We start from the raw sequence: 19740 nt of genomic DNA, 5'->3' as shown, positions 1-19740 counted from the left end.
TTTGATGGCTGCACTGGGCGCAGTCACGGAGCTCTGGCGTTACCCTGCAAGTTCGCTTGCCGGCGAACGCCAGGACGCCATTTCGGTCGGCCTTGAAACCATCGACGGCGACCGGCTGTTCGGCCTTGTCGATGTCTCGGACAATGAGATCGCGCGGCCCGACCGCGACGCCAAGTGGCACAAGGTGCCGCGCATCCGCACCCGGCTGAGCATGGACCGCAAGCTGGAGATCGCCGTTCCCGACGGCGACTGGCTGGTAGCGCCGGGCGCTGAATGCGACAGCGCCGTCTCGACCTATCTCGGCTTCGCCGCCTCGATCCGGCCGTTCAGCCAGGACAACGCCCCCGGCTACACCGGCCCGCTCACCGCGGCGCGCTACCGCAAAGCGCCGATCCATCTCTTGACCACCGCATCGCTGGCGCGGCTCAAGGCGCTGCACCCTGAAGGCATTCCCGATCCGCGCCGCTTCCGCCCCAACATAGTCGTCGACATGGCGGCGGTCGAAGGCTCGTTTCCCGAGACCGAATGGATTGGCCGCAAGCTCGCCATCGGCGATCTGCTGGTGACCGTCTCGGAGCCGTGCCGCCGCTGCGGCTTCACCATCATCAGCCAGGACGGCTTCGACCACGATCCCGGCATCCTGCGCAATCTGGTCCGCCACAACGCGCACAATCTTGGCGTCTATTGCACTGTGTACAGGCCGGCGCGCGTCGAGATCGGCGCGCCGATGCGGTTCGTGTAGGCCCCTACCGCGAGGCAGCAAATCGCAGACCTTGGAAAGCGTGGGGTTCGGCCCCGAATCCTATCCCTACCGATACAGATCCGCCCGTGTCGGCGGTAGCCCGCTCGGGCCGCGTGCGCGTTTGGTGACGACGGTCTGAAAAATCTGCGCCGAGGCGCGCTCGAAGGTGATCGAGCAGCCGGTGAGATAAAGCAGCCACAGCCGTGCCTTGGCCTCGCCGACTTCGGCGACCGCCTCGTCGAAGCGAGCCTGCAGCCGCTCGGCCCACAGCCGGCAGGTGCGCGCATAGTGCTCGCGCAGATTCTCGACGTCGTAGACCAGGAAACCATGCGCCTCCAGATTGCCCAGCGTCATGCCGATCGTGTCGAGTTCGCCGCCTGGGAAAATGTATTTGAGCAGCGCCTTGAACTCCGGCCCCTTGCGCAAGGTTTTCTTCAAGTCGCCCTTGCTGCGCCTGGTGATGGCGTGGTGCAGATAGATGCCGCCGGGCTTCAGCAAGCGATCGATGGTCTTGAAATAGGTGGCGTGGTTGGCGAGGCCGAGATGCTCGAACATGCCGATCGACGATATCTTGTCGAAGGAGCCTTTGAGTTCCGCATAGGATTTGATCTCGATGGTGATGCGGTCCTGCAGCCCTTCGGCGCGGATGCGCTCGCGGGCGAGATCGGTCTGCGCCTGCGACAGCGACACGCCATGGCCGACGACGCCATAATTTTTGGCCGCATGGATCAGCATGGCGCCCCAGCCGCAGCCGATGTCGAGCAGCTTTTCGCCCGGCTTCAGCCGCAGCTTGCGGCAGATATGGTCGAGCTTGTCGGCCTGCGCCTGGTCGATGCCATCGGCGAAATCCTTAAAGTAGCCGCAGCTGTAGACCATGCGCTCGTCGAGGAAGAGCCGGTAAAAGGCGTTCGAAATGTCGTAGTGATGCTGGATCGCCTCTTGGCTCGACCCGCTGACATAGGGGTTGCGACCCGACAGATCGGTGCGTGCACTCATCTGCTTGCGTGACAGGAGCACCGCCGGCAGGTCGCGCAGGATCGCCAGCTTCGGCAGCGACTTGAGCTTGGTCCTGAGCTTGCCTTGCGACGGCAGTGCATAAAAATCGAAAATCGTCCCGTCTTCGATGTCTATCGTCTTGGAAATCCACATCTCGATCAGCGTCGACAGTGATGGCCGCTTTACCACCTGCCAGACGATGTCCTGGTCGTTGATGGTGAGCACGGGCCCGGTGGCGGGACCGATCCGCTCGCCGGTCCACAGCTTGACCGCAAAACCCGGCTTCAGCGTTTCGATCACCGTTCGCACGATGCGCGCGGCCTTCTCGGCTGCCTCCATGGCCATCCTCCCGAGTCCTGACAATCCACCTTGCATGGATTTTGCCCGCCCTCGCGGCTCTTCGCAACCCGGCGCAAAAGGCGGCTCGCCAGCTATTTCAAATCGGCATCTTGTTTTTTGCTGCAACGCACCCCATCATCTGTACGTGTTCAACAAATCGAAAGGAGGTGATCCGATGTCGAGTGATTTCGTTTTCCAGAACGTGGCCTCAGCGGATTGCACTTTCGGGAAGCAGTCTTCCCGTTAAGGCGCGATAAGCGCGGCGGGTGACCTCGGTCGCCGCCATTGGCCGCGCCACGGACGGAAACACGGAAGGCCGCCGGCTTCGTCAAGAAGCGGCGGCCTTTTCCATTTCCGGATTGTGTGTCGAAGCGGATCAGAATCCGGTCACGCCAGCATCCGCGCGCTCACCGTCTTGTCGACGCCGTGATAGGGCGGGTTGAACAGATTGCCTTCCTGCTCGTAGGTCCAGACCTTGAACAGCGAAAGTTGGTGCGGGCCGAAGCTGTGCAGCAGCGGGACATCCGTGGCATCACGACCGCGCGCGATGACCACGCGGCCTATCCTCGGACGATTATGACGCGGGTCGAACGTGTACCATTTGCCGTCGAGGAACACTTCCATCCAGGCCGAAAAATCCATCGGCGCCGGGTCGGCCGGTACGCCGATGTCGCCGAGATAACCGTTCACATAGCGGGCCGGGATGTTCATGCAGCGGCAGAGCGTGATCGCCAGATGGGCGAAGTCGCGGCATACACCAACCTGCTCCTCATGCGCTTGGGCTGCGGTGCGCGTCGACCGCGCATAGCCATAGCCGAAGGACAGCCGGTTGTGGACATAGTCGACGATCGCCTGCACCCGCGCCCAGCCGGAGGGAACATGGCCGAAAAGCTGCCAGGCCAGACTGCTCAGATGATCGGTCTCGCAATAGCGGCTGCCGAGGAGGTAGCCGAGCACATCGTCCGGCAGTTCCGCCACCGGCACTTCCCTGGCCAGCGTGTTGACCGCGTCAGGCTCCCCGCTGTCCTCGACGGCTGCGTCATAGAGAATGCGGAAACTGCCGGCGGGTGCGGTGAAGCGGCGGCAGGTATTGCCGAACAGATCGTGATAAACCTTGCTCGGCACTGAAGGCGACGTCAGCACGCGCGTCTGCCGTTTGATGTCGGCCTGACGATCCCTGTGGATATCAAGCAGCGAGATGACCGGCGTGGCGCCGACGCATTCAATGGCGATTTCGTAGCCGAGCCGGATCAGCACAATGATTGCCCCTTCGATCCCGTGGAAAACAGTATGCTCAAAACGCCAGAGGCGGGACCATGGTTCCCTGGAACTATCGAAAAGGCTCTCCCGCGGCTTCCCAGGCAGCCGTGGCGACGTTACGGTCGCACGACATGTTTCGACCCTCCCGAAACGATCCCTAACCCCGTGGAAAATCTGATGTTTGCAGGCAGAAAATTCGCCGCGTTCCTGTTCGATATGGATGGCACGGTGCTCAATTCGATCGCCTCGGCCGAGCGCGTCTGGGCGGCGTGGGCGCTTAAGCACGGTCTCGACGTCGAAGCCTTCCTGCCGACGATCCATGGCGTGCGGGCGGTCGAGACCATCACCAGGCTGGCGCTTCCCGGCGTCGACCCTGTTCATGAGGCGTTTGTGCTGTTGCAGGCCGAGTCGGACGATGTCGAAGGCGTGCTGCCGATCGCCGGCGCAGTACGGTTTCTCAACGCGCTGCCGGCCGAGCGCTGGGCGATCGTCACCTCCGCGCCGCGCCCGTTGGCGCTGCTGCGCATGCGGGCCGCCGGCATCCCGGTTCCCGCCTTGGTGGTCGCGGCCGAGGATGTGTCGCACGGCAAACCGGCGCCCGACTGTTTCCTGCTGGCGGCAAAACGGCTCGGCGTCGACATCGGCGACTGTCTGGTCTTCGAGGACGCACCGGCCGGTATCGCGGCGGCGGAAGCAGCGGGCGCGTCGGTGATGGTGATCAGCGCCACTCACCAGCATCCAATGACGACTCAGCACAACTCGATTGGCGGCTACGAAACCGTCTCCATCGCCATCGATGACAGCGGCTGGATGACGCTGGGGGCACAGCGCAGCGCGGCCTGAGGAACTGGAGGACTGGAGGACTGGAGGACTGGAGGACTGGAGGACTGGAGAACTGCTATGCGCCTTTTTCTTCAACTCTTCAGTTCACCAGTTCCCCAGTTCTTCCGTTCCTGAACCCCTAGAAATCGCTAGCCAGTCCCTTCAGTTCCCAGTCGCCGTAGCGGCCGGGTTCCTTGCCGCCGCGGCCGCCGATTTCCTTCGGCAACGCAGCTTCCTTCTGGCGATACGCTTCACGGCGCGCCTCGGCTTCAGCCAGCGCTCGGCTGGCCGCCGGCGTCAGGTCCTTCTCCCGGTCGGCATCGGCTTTGCTGGGTTGGTCGGTCATGCGATAGTCCGGGCGGATTGAAACGAAGGGCGGCGTTTCCCATCATATAGCCATGAGTTCACCCCGATCGACCTTTTTTTGCCACGGCCGCACAGGGAGCAGATGATGAGCACGCTACGCACCACCATGCTTCTGGCCGCGATGACGGCGCTGTTCATGGGCGTCGGCTTTCTGATCGGCGGCACCGGCGGCATGATGATCGCCTTCCTGGTCGCCGCGGGCACCAATCTGTTCAGCTACTGGAATGCCGACAAGATGGTGCTGTCGATGAACCGCGCCGTCGAGGTCAACGCGAAGAACGCGCCCGAATTCCACGCCATCGTCGAGGCGTTGGCCAAGCAGGCCGGCCTGCCGATGCCCAAGACTTATCTGATCGACAATCCGCAGCCGAACGCCTTCGCCACCGGCCGCAATCCCGAGAACGCCGCGGTCGCGGCCTCGACCGGGCTGCTGGAGCGCCTGTCGCATGAGGAGGTGGCGGCAGTCATGGCGCATGAGCTGGCCCACATCCAGCATCGAGACACGCTGACCATGACCATTGTCGCGACACTCGCCGGCGCCATCTCGATGCTCGGCAATTTCGCCTTCTTCTTCGGCGGCAGCCGCGACAACAACAACCCGTTCGGCTTTGTCGGCGTGCTGGTGGCGATGCTGGTCGCACCCTTCGCCGCCATGATCGTGCAGATGGCGGTCAGCCGCACGCGCGAATACGAGGCCGACCGGCGCGGCGCCGAAATCGTTGGAAATCCGCTTTGGCTGGCATCGGCGCTTGACAAGATCGCCCGCGGCGCCGAACGCATCCGCAACCAGGATGCCGAACGCAATCCCGCGACCGCGCATCTCTTCATCATCAATCCCCTTCACGGCGAGCGCATGGACAGCCTGTTTTCGACCCACCCGAATACCGACAACCGCATCGCCGCGCTGCAGGCGATGGCGCGCGACATGGCAGGCCGCCAGCCGGCGCCGCGCCAAGCGCCGACGCCCGGGCAAACAGAAGAATTCCCGGCCGATGCCGTGCAAGGCCCGTGGGGCAAGGCAGCACGCCCCACTCCGCCGACCAGACCGGCCAAGCCGAAAGCCAATCCGTGGGGCCGCAATCCGACCGGACCCAAAGGTCCGTGGTCGTGAGCGGCGCCAGATCCCGGCCCGCACATTCAGGCGATCGCGAAAACAGCTCGGACGAATTCGTCGCCGGCCTCGCCGCGCGCAAGGCAGCGGCGCGGCTGCTGGCCGCCGTTATCGACGCCAAGACGCCGCTCGACGGGCTGACGGACCACGAGAACGGCCATCCGCAATACAAGGTGCTCGACCTGCGCGACCGCGGCCTGGTGCGCGCCATACTGGTGACCGCGCTGCGCTACCGCATGACCATTGCCGGGCTCCTCGCCCGCCGCCTTGAAAAGCCGCTGCCACCCAACGCCACAGCTTTGTCGCACATCCTGCATGTTGCGGCGGCGCAGATCCTGTTCCTCGACATCCCCGACAGCGCCGCCGTCGATTTGGCTGTGACCCACGCCAAGTCGGACCCACGCACGCAGCGCTTTTCCGGCCTCGTTAATGGCGTGCTGCGCACTTTGGTGCGCGCCAAGGAGACCGAACTGCCGGCAGCTCTTGCCGCCACCGACGAGGCGCCAAAATGGTTCTCCGACCGGCTGAAGGCCGCCTATGGCGCCGAGATGACCAGACAGATCCTGGCGGCGCATCGCGTTGAGGCGCCGGTCGATTTCACGGTCAAGGCCGATCCCGAATTGTGGGCCGAAAAGTTCGGCGGCATCGTGCTGCCGACCGGCACGGTGCGAGTGGAAAAGCTCAGCGCCTCCGTCACCGAACTGCCGGGCTTCAGCGAAGGCGCATGGTGGGTCCAGGACGCCGCCGCCAGTTTTCCGGCGCGGCTGTTCGGCGATGTCAAAGGATTACGCGTCGCCGACCTCTGCGCCGCCCCCGGCGGCAAGACCGCTCAGCTTATCCTTGCCGGCGCCAAAGTCACCGCCTTGGACACCTCGAAGAACCGGCTGGCGCGGCTGACGCAGAACCTCGAACGGCTTGGGCTGTCCGCCGAGATCGTGCAGGCCGATCTGCTGAAATACCAGCCGGCGGAGCTTTTCGACGCCGTCCTGCTCGACGCGCCCTGCTCTTCCACCGGCACGGTTCGGCGCCACCCGGACGTGCCATGGACCAAGACGGTAGCCGACGTCGAAAAGCTAGCCGATCTGCAAGCAAAGCTGCTCGCCCGCGCCGTCACTTTGGTCAAACCGGGCGGCCGGATTGTTTTTTCCAACTGTTCGCTGGACCCGATCGAAGGCGAGGATCTGTATCGCGCCTTTCTGGCCGGCAACAAGACCGTCGCCGACGATCCGCTGCAGCCCGGCGAAATCGCTGGCATCGACGCCTTCCTGACCCCGCAAGGCACGCTGCGCACCACACCCGCCGATCTTGACCTTGGTTCGCCAGGGGTTTCCGGCCTGGACGGCTTCTTCGCCGCCCGCATGCGACGTCTGGCCTGACTCCGACGCGACGACATGCCTAAAGCATGTCGTTCAGACTCCAGTGCTTCCCCCACCTTGCATCGATCTCATCATCGACATTCTGGTAGCGGATATCGGTGGAGAGCCGGATACGCCCCTCCGCACTCTGGTTGGTCGTCGAGGCGTGGATCATATAGGGCGAGTGGAGGACGACATCGCCGGCCTCGAAGTCCGCGATCAGCCAGCGTGTATCGAACCGCTCCGCCATGTCGGGCAGGTCCTTCGACACCCAGCCGCCCTCGCTCATGTTCCTGTTGTAGGCGCTGATGCGCTCCTGCGGGCTCAGCCCGGCATTTTCCCTGGCGAACCGGGCCTCCATGTCGAGGCCGATGGCGTGCGATCCCTCGAGATAGACCAGGCCGCCCATGTCGACGGGAACGTCGCCGATCGGGATCCAGGCCGTGACGATGCGGCTGGTGCCGCCGCGCAGATAAACGAGGTCGTAATGCGCCGGCGTCGCCACAGTGGTGCCCGGTTGGGTGAAACGCATGATCTTGCGCTTGTGCAAATAGGACAGCCCGCCGACGAACGCATCCATCAGCCGGGCCATCAGGGGCTGTGCGCAGAACCCTTCATAGGCGGTGGAGCGAACCAGCGCCATCAACCGGCGATCGGCGAGCTGACGGTCGAACGTGCCGGCGGCCGCCGCTAGGCCAAGCGCGGGATCGGACCCGGGCTGCAGCAAGCCGGTGTCGGCCAGATACGAAAACACCCAGCCGCGAAAATCGATGACGTCGCGGCGCGGCAGCATACTTTTCAGCCAGACATAGCCTTGCTCGGCAAGGAGGCCGCGAATGGCATCGATGCCGACCCCGGCGTCGGTTGGCACGAGATGACCCAACCGGTTCGGCGCCATCGATAATGTCTTGCCGTTGGCGTTCAGATCGATTGACGCAACAGGAATCCGTCGTTGCGTGCCACCTGTTGAGCTTGACATTTCAGCCACCTGCGATTTTCCATCCTTAGCTGGAAATGGCATACTGTTCGCACGCTCGCCCATGGACGGAACGAAGCCATGGACTTTTCGCTCATGAACGATCACCCTTACGCGCTCTACAGATCCGCACCGGCCGCGGCCGGCGGCCTGTCGGTTACAGGGATTGGTCGGCATCGCGTCACGCAGGCGATCCAAGCGCGCAAATTGCCGGAATTCGCCGTGGTGCTGATTGAGGATGGTCAAGGCTGGCTTGAAACCAGGACAGCCGGCATGCAGACGATCCGAGCGCCGGCCCTGTTCTGGCTGTTTCCCGGGAGGATGCATTCCTACGGGCCGGATGCATCGGGATGGCTCGAACGCTGGGCGCTCTTCGACGGCGCCTTGATACGCGATTTCACCCGGCTGCGGCTGATCGCCGAGGACGCCCCTGTCGTCCCCTTGCGCGACCTCGGCAAAATGCAGCGGCTGTTCGACAGGCTGCATGGTGAGCTGTCGCTCGATACGATGCTGAGCCAGGCAGAAGCCGCCGCCACGATGCATCGCATCGTCGTGCGTGCTGCCCGCCAGGCAATGGATTGGAACAACCGTCAACGAAATCCCGGCTTCCAGCATGCCGACATGCAGCCCATCATCGACGAATTGCGCCGCTGCGCGTGCGACCCGGTCGATCTCGATGCCTTCGCCGCGAAATTCTCGATGTCGCCGGCAACCTTGCGGCGCAGATTTGCGCGGGCAGCCGGCATGTCGCCCAAGGCCTTCCAACTGCGCACGAGGCTCGACCGCGCCAAACAGATGCTGGCCGCCTCCGATTCGCCCATCGAGTCCATTGCGGCCGCCGTCGGCATCCACGACGCCTTCTATTTCTCCCGTCTGTTTCGCGACCGGGAAAACTGTTCGCCCAGCGAATTTCGGTCTCGCCACAACCGCAAGTGAGTGCCGGATTGCCGGGCATAAACCCGCGAAGCGCTTGACTTTTTTCGGGGCGGGTCGGTGGCCGGCAGCGTGAGGCGCTTCACGTCGGCGGAATTCGACTTCGCACAAGTTCTTGAATCATATAAGCTTCGCTGGGGTACCGGAACATGATGCCGAAAAGTGTGACGCGGTTTTCGGGCGACAGCATGCTCTATCTCCAGGCGACGAGGAGGGGTTTTGGCACTGGCTGCCGGCAGCACGACACGTCTGTGGACGCTTGTCGCTAAGGAGTTTTGGCGCAAGACGCGCCGGCGCCTTCGCGCAGGGCCAGTCTATCGCTGGCGCTATTCCGGGCGCACGCCCGAACGCGTCCTGATTGCACCGCCCGACCTCAGGCTCGCCGATCCGCAGATCGCGCTCGAGATCTACTATGGCCGCTATCCGCTGTCGGGACACCTCGTCGAGACCGGCGGCAAATCGCCATTCCAGATCGATGTCGCCAATCGCGGCTGGGTGAAGACGCTGCACGGCTTTCGTTGGCTGCGCCATATGCGCGCCGCCGGCACCGAGCTGGCCGCCGCCAATGCACGCGCGCTTGTCTCCGACTGGGTCGCCATGCATGGCAACCAGATTTCCGGCATAGCCTGGGAGCCCGGCACCACCGCCAAGCGCGTCATTGCCTGGTTGCAACACTCGTCGGTTGTCCTACAAGGGGCCGAATTTCCGTTCTATCGCGCCTTCCTGAAATCGCTCGCCGTGCAGATCCGCTATCTCCGCTCGATGGCGCGCGAAATGCCGGACGGCAAGGACAGGCTGCGCGCTCGCATCGCGCTTGCCTTCGCCGCGCTGTCGCTGCCGGCGCCGGCCTCCGCACTGCGCGGCGCCACCCGCAACCTGGCGGAAGAACTCGACCGCCAGATCCTTCCCGATGGCGGCCATATTTCGCGCAACCCGATGGCGGTGCTCGAACTGCTCGCCGATCTCCTGCCGCTGCGTCAGACCTATGCCAATCAGGCCGAAACGCCACCGGCAGCCCTGATGGGCGCCATCGACCGCATGCTGCCGGCGCTCCGTTTCTTCCGCCATCAGGATGGCAGCCTGGCCCGCTTCAACGGCATGGGCGCGACCATCCACGACCGCATTGCCACCATCTTGCGCCACGACGACACCGCCGGCGCGCCGCTGCTGCACGCGCCGCATTCCGGCTATGAGCGGCTGTGTATGGGCGGCGTTACGGTGATTGCCGATACCGGCCCGTCGCCGGCCGTCGATGTGTCCAACGCCGCGCATGCCGGGTGCCTGGCCTTCGAACTCTCGTCCGGCCGCCAGCATTATATCGTCAATGCCGGCATCGACACCTATGGCGCCGCCGAGTTCCGGCCGCTGGCCCGTGCCACCGCGGCGCATTCGACCGCCACCATCAACGACACTTCGTCGGCGCGGTTTTCCCATTCGCTGCGCGTCAACGACCTGCTCGGCTCACCCTTGCTCGGCGGCCCGCAGCATGTGCCTTGCAAGCGCATCGACCAGAAGGGCACGCAAGGCTTCATCGCCCGCCATGACGGCTATATGCAGCGCTTTGGCTTCCTGCATGAGCGCGAGCTGAAACTGTCGAGCGAGGGCAATGTGCTCGCCGGCAGGGATCGCTTCCTCCGCCCGGGCGGTGCGGCGATCCGCAACAATGGCCGCGACTTCGTCGTGGTGCGCTTCCACATCCACCCTGATATCAACCTTTTGCAGGACGAGCATGACCGCCTGGTGCTGACCGCCGACCAGGCCGACACCTGGGTGTTCACCTGCACCGAAGTGGTGCCGGAGGTCGAGGAATCGATCTATTTCGCCGGCCTTGGCGGCCCGCGCCGCAGCCGCCAGATCGTGCTCGCCTTCAAGGCCTCGGAGATCGCCGAGGTGCATTGGCAGCTCACGCGCACCGGCATCGCCGGCTATCCCGAGAACAGCTGAGCGTCGTTGCCGGCGCCGGCTTGATCGAGCTTCCGGCTTGATTTCCTGACCTCATGTGCTACGGCCCGGCAACGCTCTCCAATCAGCCCTGAAAGGCCGCCAGCCCATGGCCGTCGCCGCCAAGAACATTCCGGCACCCGACCTCGTTCCGGTCCGCCGCGCCCTGCTTTCCGTCTTCGACAAGACCGGCCTGATCGACTTCGCCAAAGGGCTGGTCGCGGCCGGCGTCGAGCTGGTGTCGACCGGAGGCACGGCAAAGGCGATCGCCGAAGCTGGCCTTGCCGTGCGCGACGTTTCCGAACTGACCGGCTTTCCCGAGATCATGGACGGCCGCGTCAAGACGCTGCACCCGTCGGTGCATGGCGCGCTGCTCGGCGTGCGCGACGATCCCGAACACGCCAAGGCGATGCACGATCACGGTATCGAGCCGATCGATCTGCTCGTCTCCAATCTCTACCCGTTCGAGGAGGTCCGCCGTTCCGGCGCCGACTATGCCGCTGTTGTCGAGAACATCGACATTGGCGGCCCGGCGATGATCCGCGCTTCGGCCAAGAATCACGCCTATGTCGCCATCGTCACCGATCCCGGCGACTACGCCTCGGTGCTGAACGCGCTGGAGATGAACATCGGCTCGCTGTCGCTGGATTTCCGCCAGAAGCTGGCGGCCAAGGCCTTTGCCCGCACCGCCAGCTACGATGCGGCGATCTCCGGCTGGTTCGCCGAAACGCTTGAGATCGAGCACCCGACCTGGCGCGCCTTCGGCGGCAGGCTGGAAAGCGTCATGCGCTATGGCGAGAACCCGCATCAGAGCGCCGGCTTCTACGTCAATGGCGACAAGCGGCCGGGGGTCGCCACGGCCCGCCAGCTGCAGGGGAAGCAGCTGTCCTACAACAACATCAATGACACCGACGCCGCCTTCGAGCTGGTTGGCGAGTTCGACCCCAACCGCTGCGCCGCCGTTGCCATCATCAAGCACGCCAACCCGTGCGGCGTCGCCGAGGGCGCTTCGCTGTCGGCTGCCTATGCCAGGGCGCTGGCCTGCGACCCGGTCTCGGCCTTCGGCGGTATCATCGCCATGAACCGCATCCTTGATGCCGAAGCGGCTCAGGAGATCGTAAAAACCTTCACCGAGGTGATCATCGCGCCGAACGCTTCGGAGGACGCTGTCCGCATCATCGCCGCCAAAAAGAATTTGCGACTGCTGGTCACCGGCGGTCTGCCCGATCCGCACGCCGGCGGCATCACTGTGAAATCCGTCGCTGGCGGCATGCTCGTCCAGGGCCGCGACAACGCGGTGGTCGACGATTTCGAACTGAAGGTGGTGACCAGGCGCGCGCCGACGGCGGCCGAGATGGCCGACCTCAAATTCGCTTTCCGCATCGCTAAGCACGTCAAGTCGAACGCCATCGTTTACGCCAAGGACGGCGCCACGGTCGGCATCGGCGCCGGGCAGATGAGCCGCGTCGATTCCTCGCGCATCGCCGCCCGCAAGGCGCTCGACGCGGCGGAAGCAGCTGGCCTCGCGGAGCCGTTGACCAAGGGCTCGGTGGTCGCCTCCGACGCTTTCTTCCCTTTCGCCGACGGGCTCATATCCGCGATCGAAGCCGGCGCCACGGCGGTGATCCAGCCCGGCGGCTCGATGCGCGACGACGACGTTATCGCCGCTGCCGACGCGCATGGCATCGCCATGGTGTTTACCGGCGTGAGGCATTTCAGGCATTGAGCGCCTCTGCCTTTTCCCACAAGGGGAGAAGGAAAAGTGCGGCGCTATTCCACTGGCTGATCCGCCGGGTACGGCGTCCAGATCAATATCGCGATCCCAACGCCCAGGAACAGCACGATGGCCGCCATGCCGAGCCGCGCCGAGCCGCTGGCGAGCGTGATCGACGCCACCATGAACGGCGCCAGGAAACTCGTCGCCCTTCCGGCCAGCGCATAGATGCCGAAATAGCGGCCGGATTCGGCCGCGGTCACGCTGCGCGCCATGTAGGAGCGTGACGACGCCTGCACCGGTCCGAACGCCAGCCCGATCAACAGGCCATAGAAAATGTAGGCCTTTTCCGCCGCCGTGCCGAACAGGCCGCCACTATCGGCTCCCGGCATCATCCAGGCGCCGAACAGCGTGTAGCCTGGCCCGGTCGAAACGATGCCGATGGTGGCGATGCTGAGCAGGACGAGCGAAATCATCACGATGGTCTTGGAGCCAAGCGCGGTGTCCAGCCATGCGGCAACCAGGCAGCCGACGATGGCGACGACGTTGAGAATAATGCCGAACATGCCGATCTCGGTGATCGACCAATGGAACATCGCTGCCGCAAAGGTGCCGCCCAAAGCGAGCAGCGCATTGACGCCGTCCTGATAAATCATGCGGGCGACAAGGAAGCGGAAGATGCCTTTGCGCCGGCGCACTTCAGTCAGCGTCGACTTCAGTTCCGACAGCCCCTCGCGCACCGCCGGCCCGATCGGAATGCCTTTGATGGCGTCTGGCGTGAAGAAGAACATCGGCAGGATGAACAGGAAATACCAGCCGGCCGACAGCGGCCCGGTGGCGCGCGCGTCCTCGCCGAGATTCGGGTCGAGCCCAAAGAGCGGGTCGATGCCGATGATCGTCTTGCCGGTCTCCGGCGAACCCGCCAGACAGGCGACGACAAAGATCAGCGCGATCATGCCGCCGAGATAACCAAGTCCCCAGGCAATGTTGGAGACGTGGCCGATCTCGCTCTTCGGCACCAGGCGCGGCATCATCGAATCGTTGAACACGGTCGAGAATTCCGCCGCGACCGAAGCGAGAGAAAAGAACAGCACCACCAGGAAAAGGTTCGAGCCGGGAGCGGCGAACCATAGCAGGCAAAGGCTGATGATCTTGATCGAGGCGAAGAACGCAATCCACGGCTTGCGCGGCCCGGTCTGGTCGGCAATCGAGCCGAGGATGGGAGACAGCACGGCAATGACCAGGCCCGCAACAGCGATGCCGTAGCCCCAGGCCGCCTGGCCTGAGACCGGATCGCTCGCCATGCGCGAGACGAAATAAGGCCCGAAGATGAAGGTGGTGACGACGGTGAAAAACGGCTGCGCCGCCCAGTCGAAGAACATCCATCCCCAGATGCCGTGCCCGGATGCCCGCTGCACTGTTTCTACCGCCGCCATGATGATTCCCCCGGGACACCGCGCTTGTCGGATGCCATGTCTGCATGTTTCGAATGCTCATGCAAACCGCCAAAGATTCGCGCTGCCCCTCACCTGGATGTCGCCGCTGTCTACCTGCATAGAGACGCGAAGAAAGGCGCCGCGCCTCTACCTCCCCCTTGTGGGGACGTCGGACCGAAGGTCCGGGTGGGGTCGGTGCCGCACCCCCACCCCGCTGCTTCGCAGCGACCCTCCCCACAAGGGGGAGGGTAAAGTCCCGAGCCTCACATCCCCGTCAGATCGCTCATCAGCCCCGAAGCCACCGACAGCCTGGACACGGTGATATCCCCGCCTTCGGTCAGCGCCTGCAGCCGCTCGCGGATGCGCGCCACGCGCTCGCCTCCGGCTTCCAGCCAGGCCGCCACAGGATCCGCCGTCCCGGCATGGCCGGCGAGAGCCGCCACCGCAATGCCGCGCCGCGCCGCGCCGATCGTGTCGGTGGCGCGCGACAGCGCCAGCTGGTCGTAATAGTCCGACGGCGTGATTGAACGCGCCGCCTCTTCGACGCGCGGAATGCGGAAGGCATCGCTGACGGCGAAGAACGCCTTGGCCGAGGCGACGACGTCGGCATTGGCCGTGCGCGCCGTCAGTGCGATGTCGGGGATCAGTCCCGCCACATCGGCCATTGCCAGCTGCCCGGCGAGCTTTTCGGGGGCGCCGGCCTTGAACAGGCCATACCGCCTCTCCTCGACCCGCTCGCGCGAGAAGGCCGGTAGCAGCGAGAGCAGCTTCGGCTCCAGCGCCATGCGCGCCTCTTGCAGTTCGGCAATGCGCTGGCCGAGCGCTGCGGTGCCGGCATCGTTCTTCAGATACCAGCCGCTGGTCACGAAGATAAGCCGGCTGACGGACTGGTAGAGATCGAGCTGCGCCTGGCCGTCGATGTGGCTGTCCAGCGCATCGATCTCCTGATAGAGCGCCGGCAACGCGAAGCCGTCGCGCACCACGGCGAAGGTGCGCACCACGTCGGCCGCGCTGCGCCCCGTGGCTTCCTGCAGCCGGTTGACGAATGACGGTCCGCCGCGATTGACGAGATCGTTGGCGACGACGCGGGCGATGATTTCGCGGCGCAGCCGGTGGCCATGGATCTCGGCCGCATATTTCTTCGCCATCCGGTCAGGGAAATAGCCCATCAGATCGCGGTCGAAATGCGCGTCGTCAGGCACGTCGCTGGCGACGATGTCGGAAAACAGCACGATCTTGGCATAGGCGAGCAGCACGCCAAGCTCCGCCCGGGTCAGCGGCTCGCCACGCGCCTCGCGCTCGGCAAGGGCGGCCGGCGACGGCAGCGTCTCGACAGCGCGGTCGAGCAGGCCCCAAGCCTCCAGCGCCGCCATGAACCGGCTCTGGTGCGCAATGTCGGCAAGGCCGCGCTTGCGGGCGATGGAAAGCGCCAGCGTCTGTTCGTAATTGTTGGACAGCACGAGGCCGGCGACCTCGTCGGTCATCTCGGCCAGCAGCTTGTTGCGCGCCGGCCGGGTCAGCGATCCCTTGCGCATGGCGGACGCCAGCGCGATCTTGATGTTGACCTCGACGTCGGAGCAGTTGACGCCGCCGGAATTGTCGATGGCATCGGAGTTGCAGCGACCGCCATTCATGCCGAATTCGATGCGGGCACGCTGCGTGACGCCGAGATTGGCGCCCTCACCGATCACTTTGGCCCGCACATCGAGCGCGGTGATGCGGATGGCGTCATTGGCGCGGTCGCCGACTTCGGCATTGGTTTCGCCCGAGGCCCGTAAATACGTGCCGATGCCGCCGAACCACAGAAGGTCGACGTTCGCCTTGAGGATGGCGGTCATGATCTCGGCCGGTGTCGCGGTGGTCTTGGCGAGGCCAATCGCCGCCGCCGCTGCCGCAGGCAGCGTGATCGACTTCTGGCTGCGCGAGACGATGACGCCGCCTTCCGACAGCTTGGTCTTGTCATAGTCCTGCCAGGACGAACGCGGCAGCGCGAACATGCGCTCGCGCTCCGCCATCGACGCCACCCTGTCTGGATCGGGATCGATGAAGATGTCGCGATGGTCGAAGGCGGCGATCAGCCTGGTCTGCGGCGACAAGAGCATGCCGTTGCCGAACACGTCGCCCGACATGTCGCCGACGCCGACGACGGTGAAGGGGGTGGTCTGGATGTCGCGGTTGATCTCGCGGAAATGCCGCTTGACCGCTTCCCAGGCACCCTTGGCGGTGATGCCCATCTTCTTGTGGTCGTAGCCGGCCGAGCCGCCGCTGGCGAAGGCATCGTCGAGCCAGAAACCGTGTTTCTCCGAAATGGCATTGGCGGTGTCGGAGAAGGTTGCCGTGCCCTTGTCGGCGGCGACGACAAAGTAGGGGTCGTCAGGATCGCGCCTGACGACACCGGCTGGGGGTATGACGCCATCGAGGCCGATGTTGTCGGTGATCGACAGCAGGCTGGAAACGAAATTCTTGTAGGCCGAGGTGCCGGCCTCGAAGATGGCGTCGCGGCCGGCGCTCATCGGCAGCTTCTTCGGATAGAAGCCGCCCTTGGCGCCGACCGGCACGATGACGGCGTTCTTGACCTGTTGCGCCTTCACCAGGCCGAGCACCTCGGTGCGGTAATCCTGGGCGCGGTCCGACCAGCGCAGGCCGCCGCGCGCAACCGGGCCGAAGCGCAGATGCACGCCTTCGACCTCGGAACCGTAGACGAAGATCTCGCGCCACGGCCGCGGCGCCGGCAATCCTTCGACCGCCTGCGAATCGAGCTTGATCGCCAGTGACTGGCCCCGCTCCTTCGTTCCCGCAACGAAATGGTTGGTGCGCAACGAGGCTTCGATCAGGTTGAGATAGCGGCGGATGATGGTGTCGTCATCAATGTTAGGGACTTCCTCCAGCGCGTCCTTGATCTTGGCCTTGAGGTGCTTGGCGGCGATGACGCCTTCCGTCTCGGCGGTCGGGCCGAGACGAGCGACGAACAGTGCATGCAGGCCGCGCGCAATGTCGGGATAGCGGTTGAGCGCGGCCGCGATGAAATCCTGGCTCTGCGGGATACCGGCTTGCTGCAGGTAGCGGCCATAGGCGCGCAGAATGCTGACTTCGCCCGACCACAAGCCGGCGGTCTGGGCAAGCCCGTTATAGCTGTCATTGTCGATGTCGCCGCGCCAGACCGACAGGAACGCGTCCTCGAACAGCGCGCCGCCATCGCTGAGGTCGATCGGCTTGCCGTAGCTGTTCTCCAGCTCCATGTCGTGGACGAAGACGGTGTCGCCGCCGTCCTCGCCAACCTCGAAGGTGCGCTCGCTGATGACGCGGAAGCCGATGTTTTCCAGCACCGGCACGCGACGCGACAGCGCTACCGGGCTGCCGTGGTGGTAGATCTTCAGCGCTGCCTGATGCGGTTTCTGCTCGGCATGGCGGTAATAGTCGATGGCGATCGGGTTGGCGGTGCTGATGCCGGCGATGCGCCCCGCATCCTTCAGCGCGACGGCCGCGCTGAAGGAATCGCGATAGCTCTCAGGCAGACGCGCGGCGATCGCCTTCAGCGATGGATCGCCGCCGACGGCTTCCGCAGCTTCGGCCAGCGCGTCGTCCCAGGTTCGCACGATGTCGCGGATCGCCGCTTCGATCACCGCCTGCTCGACCTTCGGCGTCTTGCCGCCGGAGCGGCCGATGATGAAATGCACACGCGCCAGCCCGCCCTCGGGGAAAGCCGGATAGTAAGCCGACAAACGGCCTTCGAAGACGGTCTTGAGATAGGTGCCGATCTTCTCGCGCACGACGCTGTCATAGCGGTCGCGCGGCACGAAGACGAGGATCGAGACGAAGCGGTCGAACTGGTCGGCGCGCACCAGCGCCCGCACCCGCGGCCGCTCGACCAGGCCGAGAATGGCCGCGGCGTGCTTCTTCAGGATCGGCACCGGCACCTGGAACAGTTCGTCGCGCGGATAGCTCTCCAGAACGTTGATCAGTGCCTTGCCGGAATGGTCGTGCCGGTCAAAGCCGGACTTGGCGATGATGGTCTCGGCCTTTGACCTCAGATACGGGATTTTCATCACCGAGCGCGTGTAGGCAGTCGAGGTGAACAGGCCGACCATGCGCAACTCGCCGGCAAGCGTGCCCTTGGCGGTGTAGGTTTTGACGCCGATATAATCGAGATAAATGCGGCGGTGCACCAGCGACTTGGCGTTGGCCTTGGTGACGATCAGCGGCTCCGGCCCATGCAGGAAGGCGCGGATTTCGGGCGTCGTCGTCACCGCCTCGGTGCCGCGCCGGAGCACCAGCACATCCGGGTCGGCGAGGATGCCGAGACCGGGTTTGTCGGCGCGCTCTAGATTGCCGCTCTCCGCGCCGCCGGAATATTTGAACTCGCGCATGCCAAGGAAAGTGAAATTGTCGTCGCGCAGCCATTCAAGGAAGGCGATGGCCTCGGCAACGCTCTTCTTGTCGAGCGGCACGGCGGAATAGCGGAATTCGGAAATCGCCTGGTCGAGACGGGCGAGCATCGGCTTCCAGTCGCTGACGGCGGCGCGCACCTGGTTGAGCATCTTGCGCAGGCGGTCGGCCAGCGCGTCGGCCTGCTCCGCCGTCAGGCGCGGAATATGGACATGGACGACGCTCAGGCGGTCGTGATTGCCATCGTCCTTGAGGGCGCTGCCGTCGCCGAGGATCTCGTCGACGCCGGCCTTGCCGTGACGCACGACGATGACCGGATGGGTGACCAAAGTCGGTTCGCCGGCAGTTTCTGTGATCTCGCCGAGGATCGAATCGAACAGGAACGGCATGTTGTCGTTGACGACGGTGATGATCGTCATCGGGCGGCCCTCGCGGGAGACGCCCGACCCGGCATCGACGGCGACGACACTTTGGCCCTTCTTGTGGGCGGCGACCGCACGTCCTGCCAGGTCGGCGGCTCGCTCCAGGTCGGCGGCGTCATAGGCGGCAATGTCTTCGGCCGGCGCGCGGGCCAGCAGATAGTCGGCGAGCCTGGCCGGCTTCCCGTCGGGTTTCACCCCGGCAGTGGCTGTTTTCTTCGGCTTAGCTGCGGATTTCACGCTCGCCATGTTGTCCTCCCGTCACATGCTTTTACGACTATGGTAGCAGATGACCGCTGTTTGGCGACAAAGGTTTGACGGCTCGATAAGAATTACAGGAATTCGACGGTCAGGCGGCGGTGAACGAGGAGGAAGACCCCATGTCCGGCAAAATCAGCGCACTTGACTTGGGTATCGCGGAACTGAGCGAGGCGACAAAAGCCTATTTCGCCAAATGCGAGGAAAAGCTCGGCCTGGTTCCCAACGTGCTTCTTGCCTATGCCTTCGACGAGAAGAAGCTGCGCGCCTTTACCGAAACCTACAATGATCTGATGCTGGGTGAATCCGGCCTGTCGAAGCTGGAACGGGAGATGATCGCGGTCGTCGTCTCCTCGATCAACCATTGCTATTATTGCCTGACCGCGCATGGCGCGGCGGTGCGCCAGATCTCCGGCGATCCGGCTCTCGGCGAGATGATGGTGATGAACTTCCGCGCTGCCAATCTTTCACCGAAACAGACGGCGATGCTCGAATTCGCCGTCAAGCTGACGGAAGAGCCGGCAAAGATCGTCGAGGCGGACAGGGAAGCACTGCGCAACGCCGGCTTCACCAACCGCGACATCTGGGACATCGCCTCGACCGCCGCCTTCTTCAACATGTCGAACCGCGTGGCGGCGGCCATCGACATGCGCCCGAACGACGAATACCACGCCATGGCGAGGTGA

At 64.4% G+C, this 19740-nt stretch carries 14 protein-coding genes; 8 read left to right on the top strand and 6 right to left on the bottom strand.

The features are described 5' to 3' along the window. The first annotated feature begins 4 nt into the window (after positions 1 to 4). Positions 5 to 742, top strand: coding sequence for an MOSC domain-containing protein (locus tag NKI32_RS11770; RefSeq protein WP_023742201.1), 738 nt, complete (start codon positions 5 to 7; stop codon positions 740 to 742). Positions 743 to 808: 66 nt separating this feature from the next. Here the strand turns inward: NKI32_RS11770 and NKI32_RS11765 are convergent, their stop codons facing one another. Further along, on the bottom strand, positions 809 to 2077 hold the full coding sequence (locus NKI32_RS11765) for a class I SAM-dependent methyltransferase (protein ID WP_023742200.1): 1269 nt from the start codon (positions 2075 to 2077) through the stop codon (positions 809 to 811). A 387-nt stretch (positions 2078 to 2464) separates the two neighbouring features. After that, entirely contained in the window at positions 2465 to 3334 is an 870-nt protein-coding gene (locus NKI32_RS11760; protein ID WP_023693194.1) for a transglutaminase-like domain-containing protein, read from the bottom strand. Positions 3335 to 3514: 180 nt separating this feature from the next. Between NKI32_RS11760 and NKI32_RS11755 the strand changes: the two genes are divergently transcribed. After that, complete coding sequence (locus tag NKI32_RS11755) at positions 3515 to 4180, top strand: HAD-IA family hydrolase (RefSeq protein ID WP_023668644.1); 666 nt, start codon at positions 3515 to 3517, stop codon at positions 4178 to 4180. A gap of 118 nt (positions 4181 to 4298) precedes the next feature. On the opposite strand, the gene NKI32_RS11750 is transcribed toward NKI32_RS11755, so the two are convergent. Then, entirely contained in the window at positions 4299 to 4505 is a 207-nt protein-coding gene (locus NKI32_RS11750; protein ID WP_353002675.1) for a DUF1674 domain-containing protein, read from the bottom strand. Positions 4506 to 4610: 105 nt separating this feature from the next. On the opposite strand from NKI32_RS11750, the gene htpX reads away from it, so the two are divergent. Both htpX and NKI32_RS11740 read left to right on the top strand, forming a co-directional pair. Continuing rightward, positions 4611 to 5636 carry a zinc metalloprotease HtpX gene (gene htpX, locus NKI32_RS11745; protein ID WP_023688861.1) on the top strand — a complete coding sequence of 342 codons (1026 nt, stop codon included), beginning with the start codon at positions 4611 to 4613 and terminating at the stop codon, positions 5634 to 5636. After that, positions 5627 to 7012 (top strand): RsmB/NOP family class I SAM-dependent RNA methyltransferase, encoded by a 1386-nt coding sequence (locus tag NKI32_RS11740; protein ID WP_023688860.1) that lies wholly within the window; start codon positions 5627 to 5629, stop codon positions 7010 to 7012. The genes htpX and NKI32_RS11740 overlap by 10 nt, the downstream gene beginning before the upstream one ends. A 19-nt stretch (positions 7013 to 7031) precedes the next feature. Here the strand turns inward: NKI32_RS11740 and NKI32_RS11735 are convergent, their stop codons facing one another. Then, positions 7032 to 7970, bottom strand: a complete 939-nt coding sequence (locus tag NKI32_RS11735; protein ID WP_023668640.1) for a phytanoyl-CoA dioxygenase family protein — start codon at positions 7968 to 7970, stop codon at positions 7032 to 7034. Positions 7971 to 8048: 78 nt separating this feature from the next. Between NKI32_RS11735 and NKI32_RS11730 the strand changes: the two genes are divergently transcribed. The 3 genes from NKI32_RS11730 (at position 8049) to purH (ending at position 12567) form a co-directional block, all read left to right on the top strand. After that, positions 8049 to 8903, top strand: a complete 855-nt coding sequence (locus tag NKI32_RS11730) for a helix-turn-helix transcriptional regulator (RefSeq protein WP_502897940.1) — start codon at positions 8049 to 8051, stop codon at positions 8901 to 8903. Positions 8904 to 9119: 216 nt separating this feature from the next. Continuing rightward, entirely contained in the window at positions 9120 to 10844 is a 1725-nt protein-coding gene (locus NKI32_RS11725) for a heparinase II/III family protein (protein WP_023704963.1), read from the top strand. A 106-nt stretch (positions 10845 to 10950) separates the two neighbouring features. Continuing rightward, positions 10951 to 12567 (top strand): bifunctional phosphoribosylaminoimidazolecarboxamide formyltransferase/IMP cyclohydrolase, encoded by a 1617-nt coding sequence (gene purH / locus NKI32_RS11720; RefSeq protein ID WP_023704964.1) that lies wholly within the window; start codon positions 10951 to 10953, stop codon positions 12565 to 12567. Positions 12568 to 12611: 44 nt separating this feature from the next. On the opposite strand, the gene NKI32_RS11715 is transcribed toward purH, so the two are convergent. Both NKI32_RS11715 and NKI32_RS11710 read right to left on the bottom strand, forming a co-directional pair. Further along, positions 12612 to 13991, bottom strand: a complete 1380-nt coding sequence (locus tag NKI32_RS11715; protein ID WP_352596782.1) for an MFS transporter — start codon at positions 13989 to 13991, stop codon at positions 12612 to 12614. A 263-nt stretch (positions 13992 to 14254) separates the two neighbouring features. Next, the gene (locus NKI32_RS11710) at positions 14255 to 19045 is read right to left on the bottom strand and encodes an NAD-glutamate dehydrogenase (RefSeq protein WP_352666480.1); all 4791 of its coding nucleotides are present in this window, start codon (positions 19043 to 19045) and stop codon (positions 14255 to 14257) included. A 131-nt stretch (positions 19046 to 19176) separates the two neighbouring features. On the opposite strand from NKI32_RS11710, the gene NKI32_RS11705 reads away from it, so the two are divergent. After that, positions 19177 to 19740: a peroxidase-related enzyme gene (locus NKI32_RS11705; RefSeq protein WP_023736824.1), complete on the top strand. Its 564-nt coding sequence runs from the start codon at positions 19177 to 19179 to the stop codon at positions 19738 to 19740.

The sequence above is a fragment of the Mesorhizobium sp. M0761 genome (genome assembly GCF_040320205.1).
Lineage (GTDB): Bacteria > Pseudomonadota > Alphaproteobacteria > Rhizobiales > Rhizobiaceae > Mesorhizobium.
This window is presented reverse-complemented; position numbering and strand designations above follow the sequence as displayed.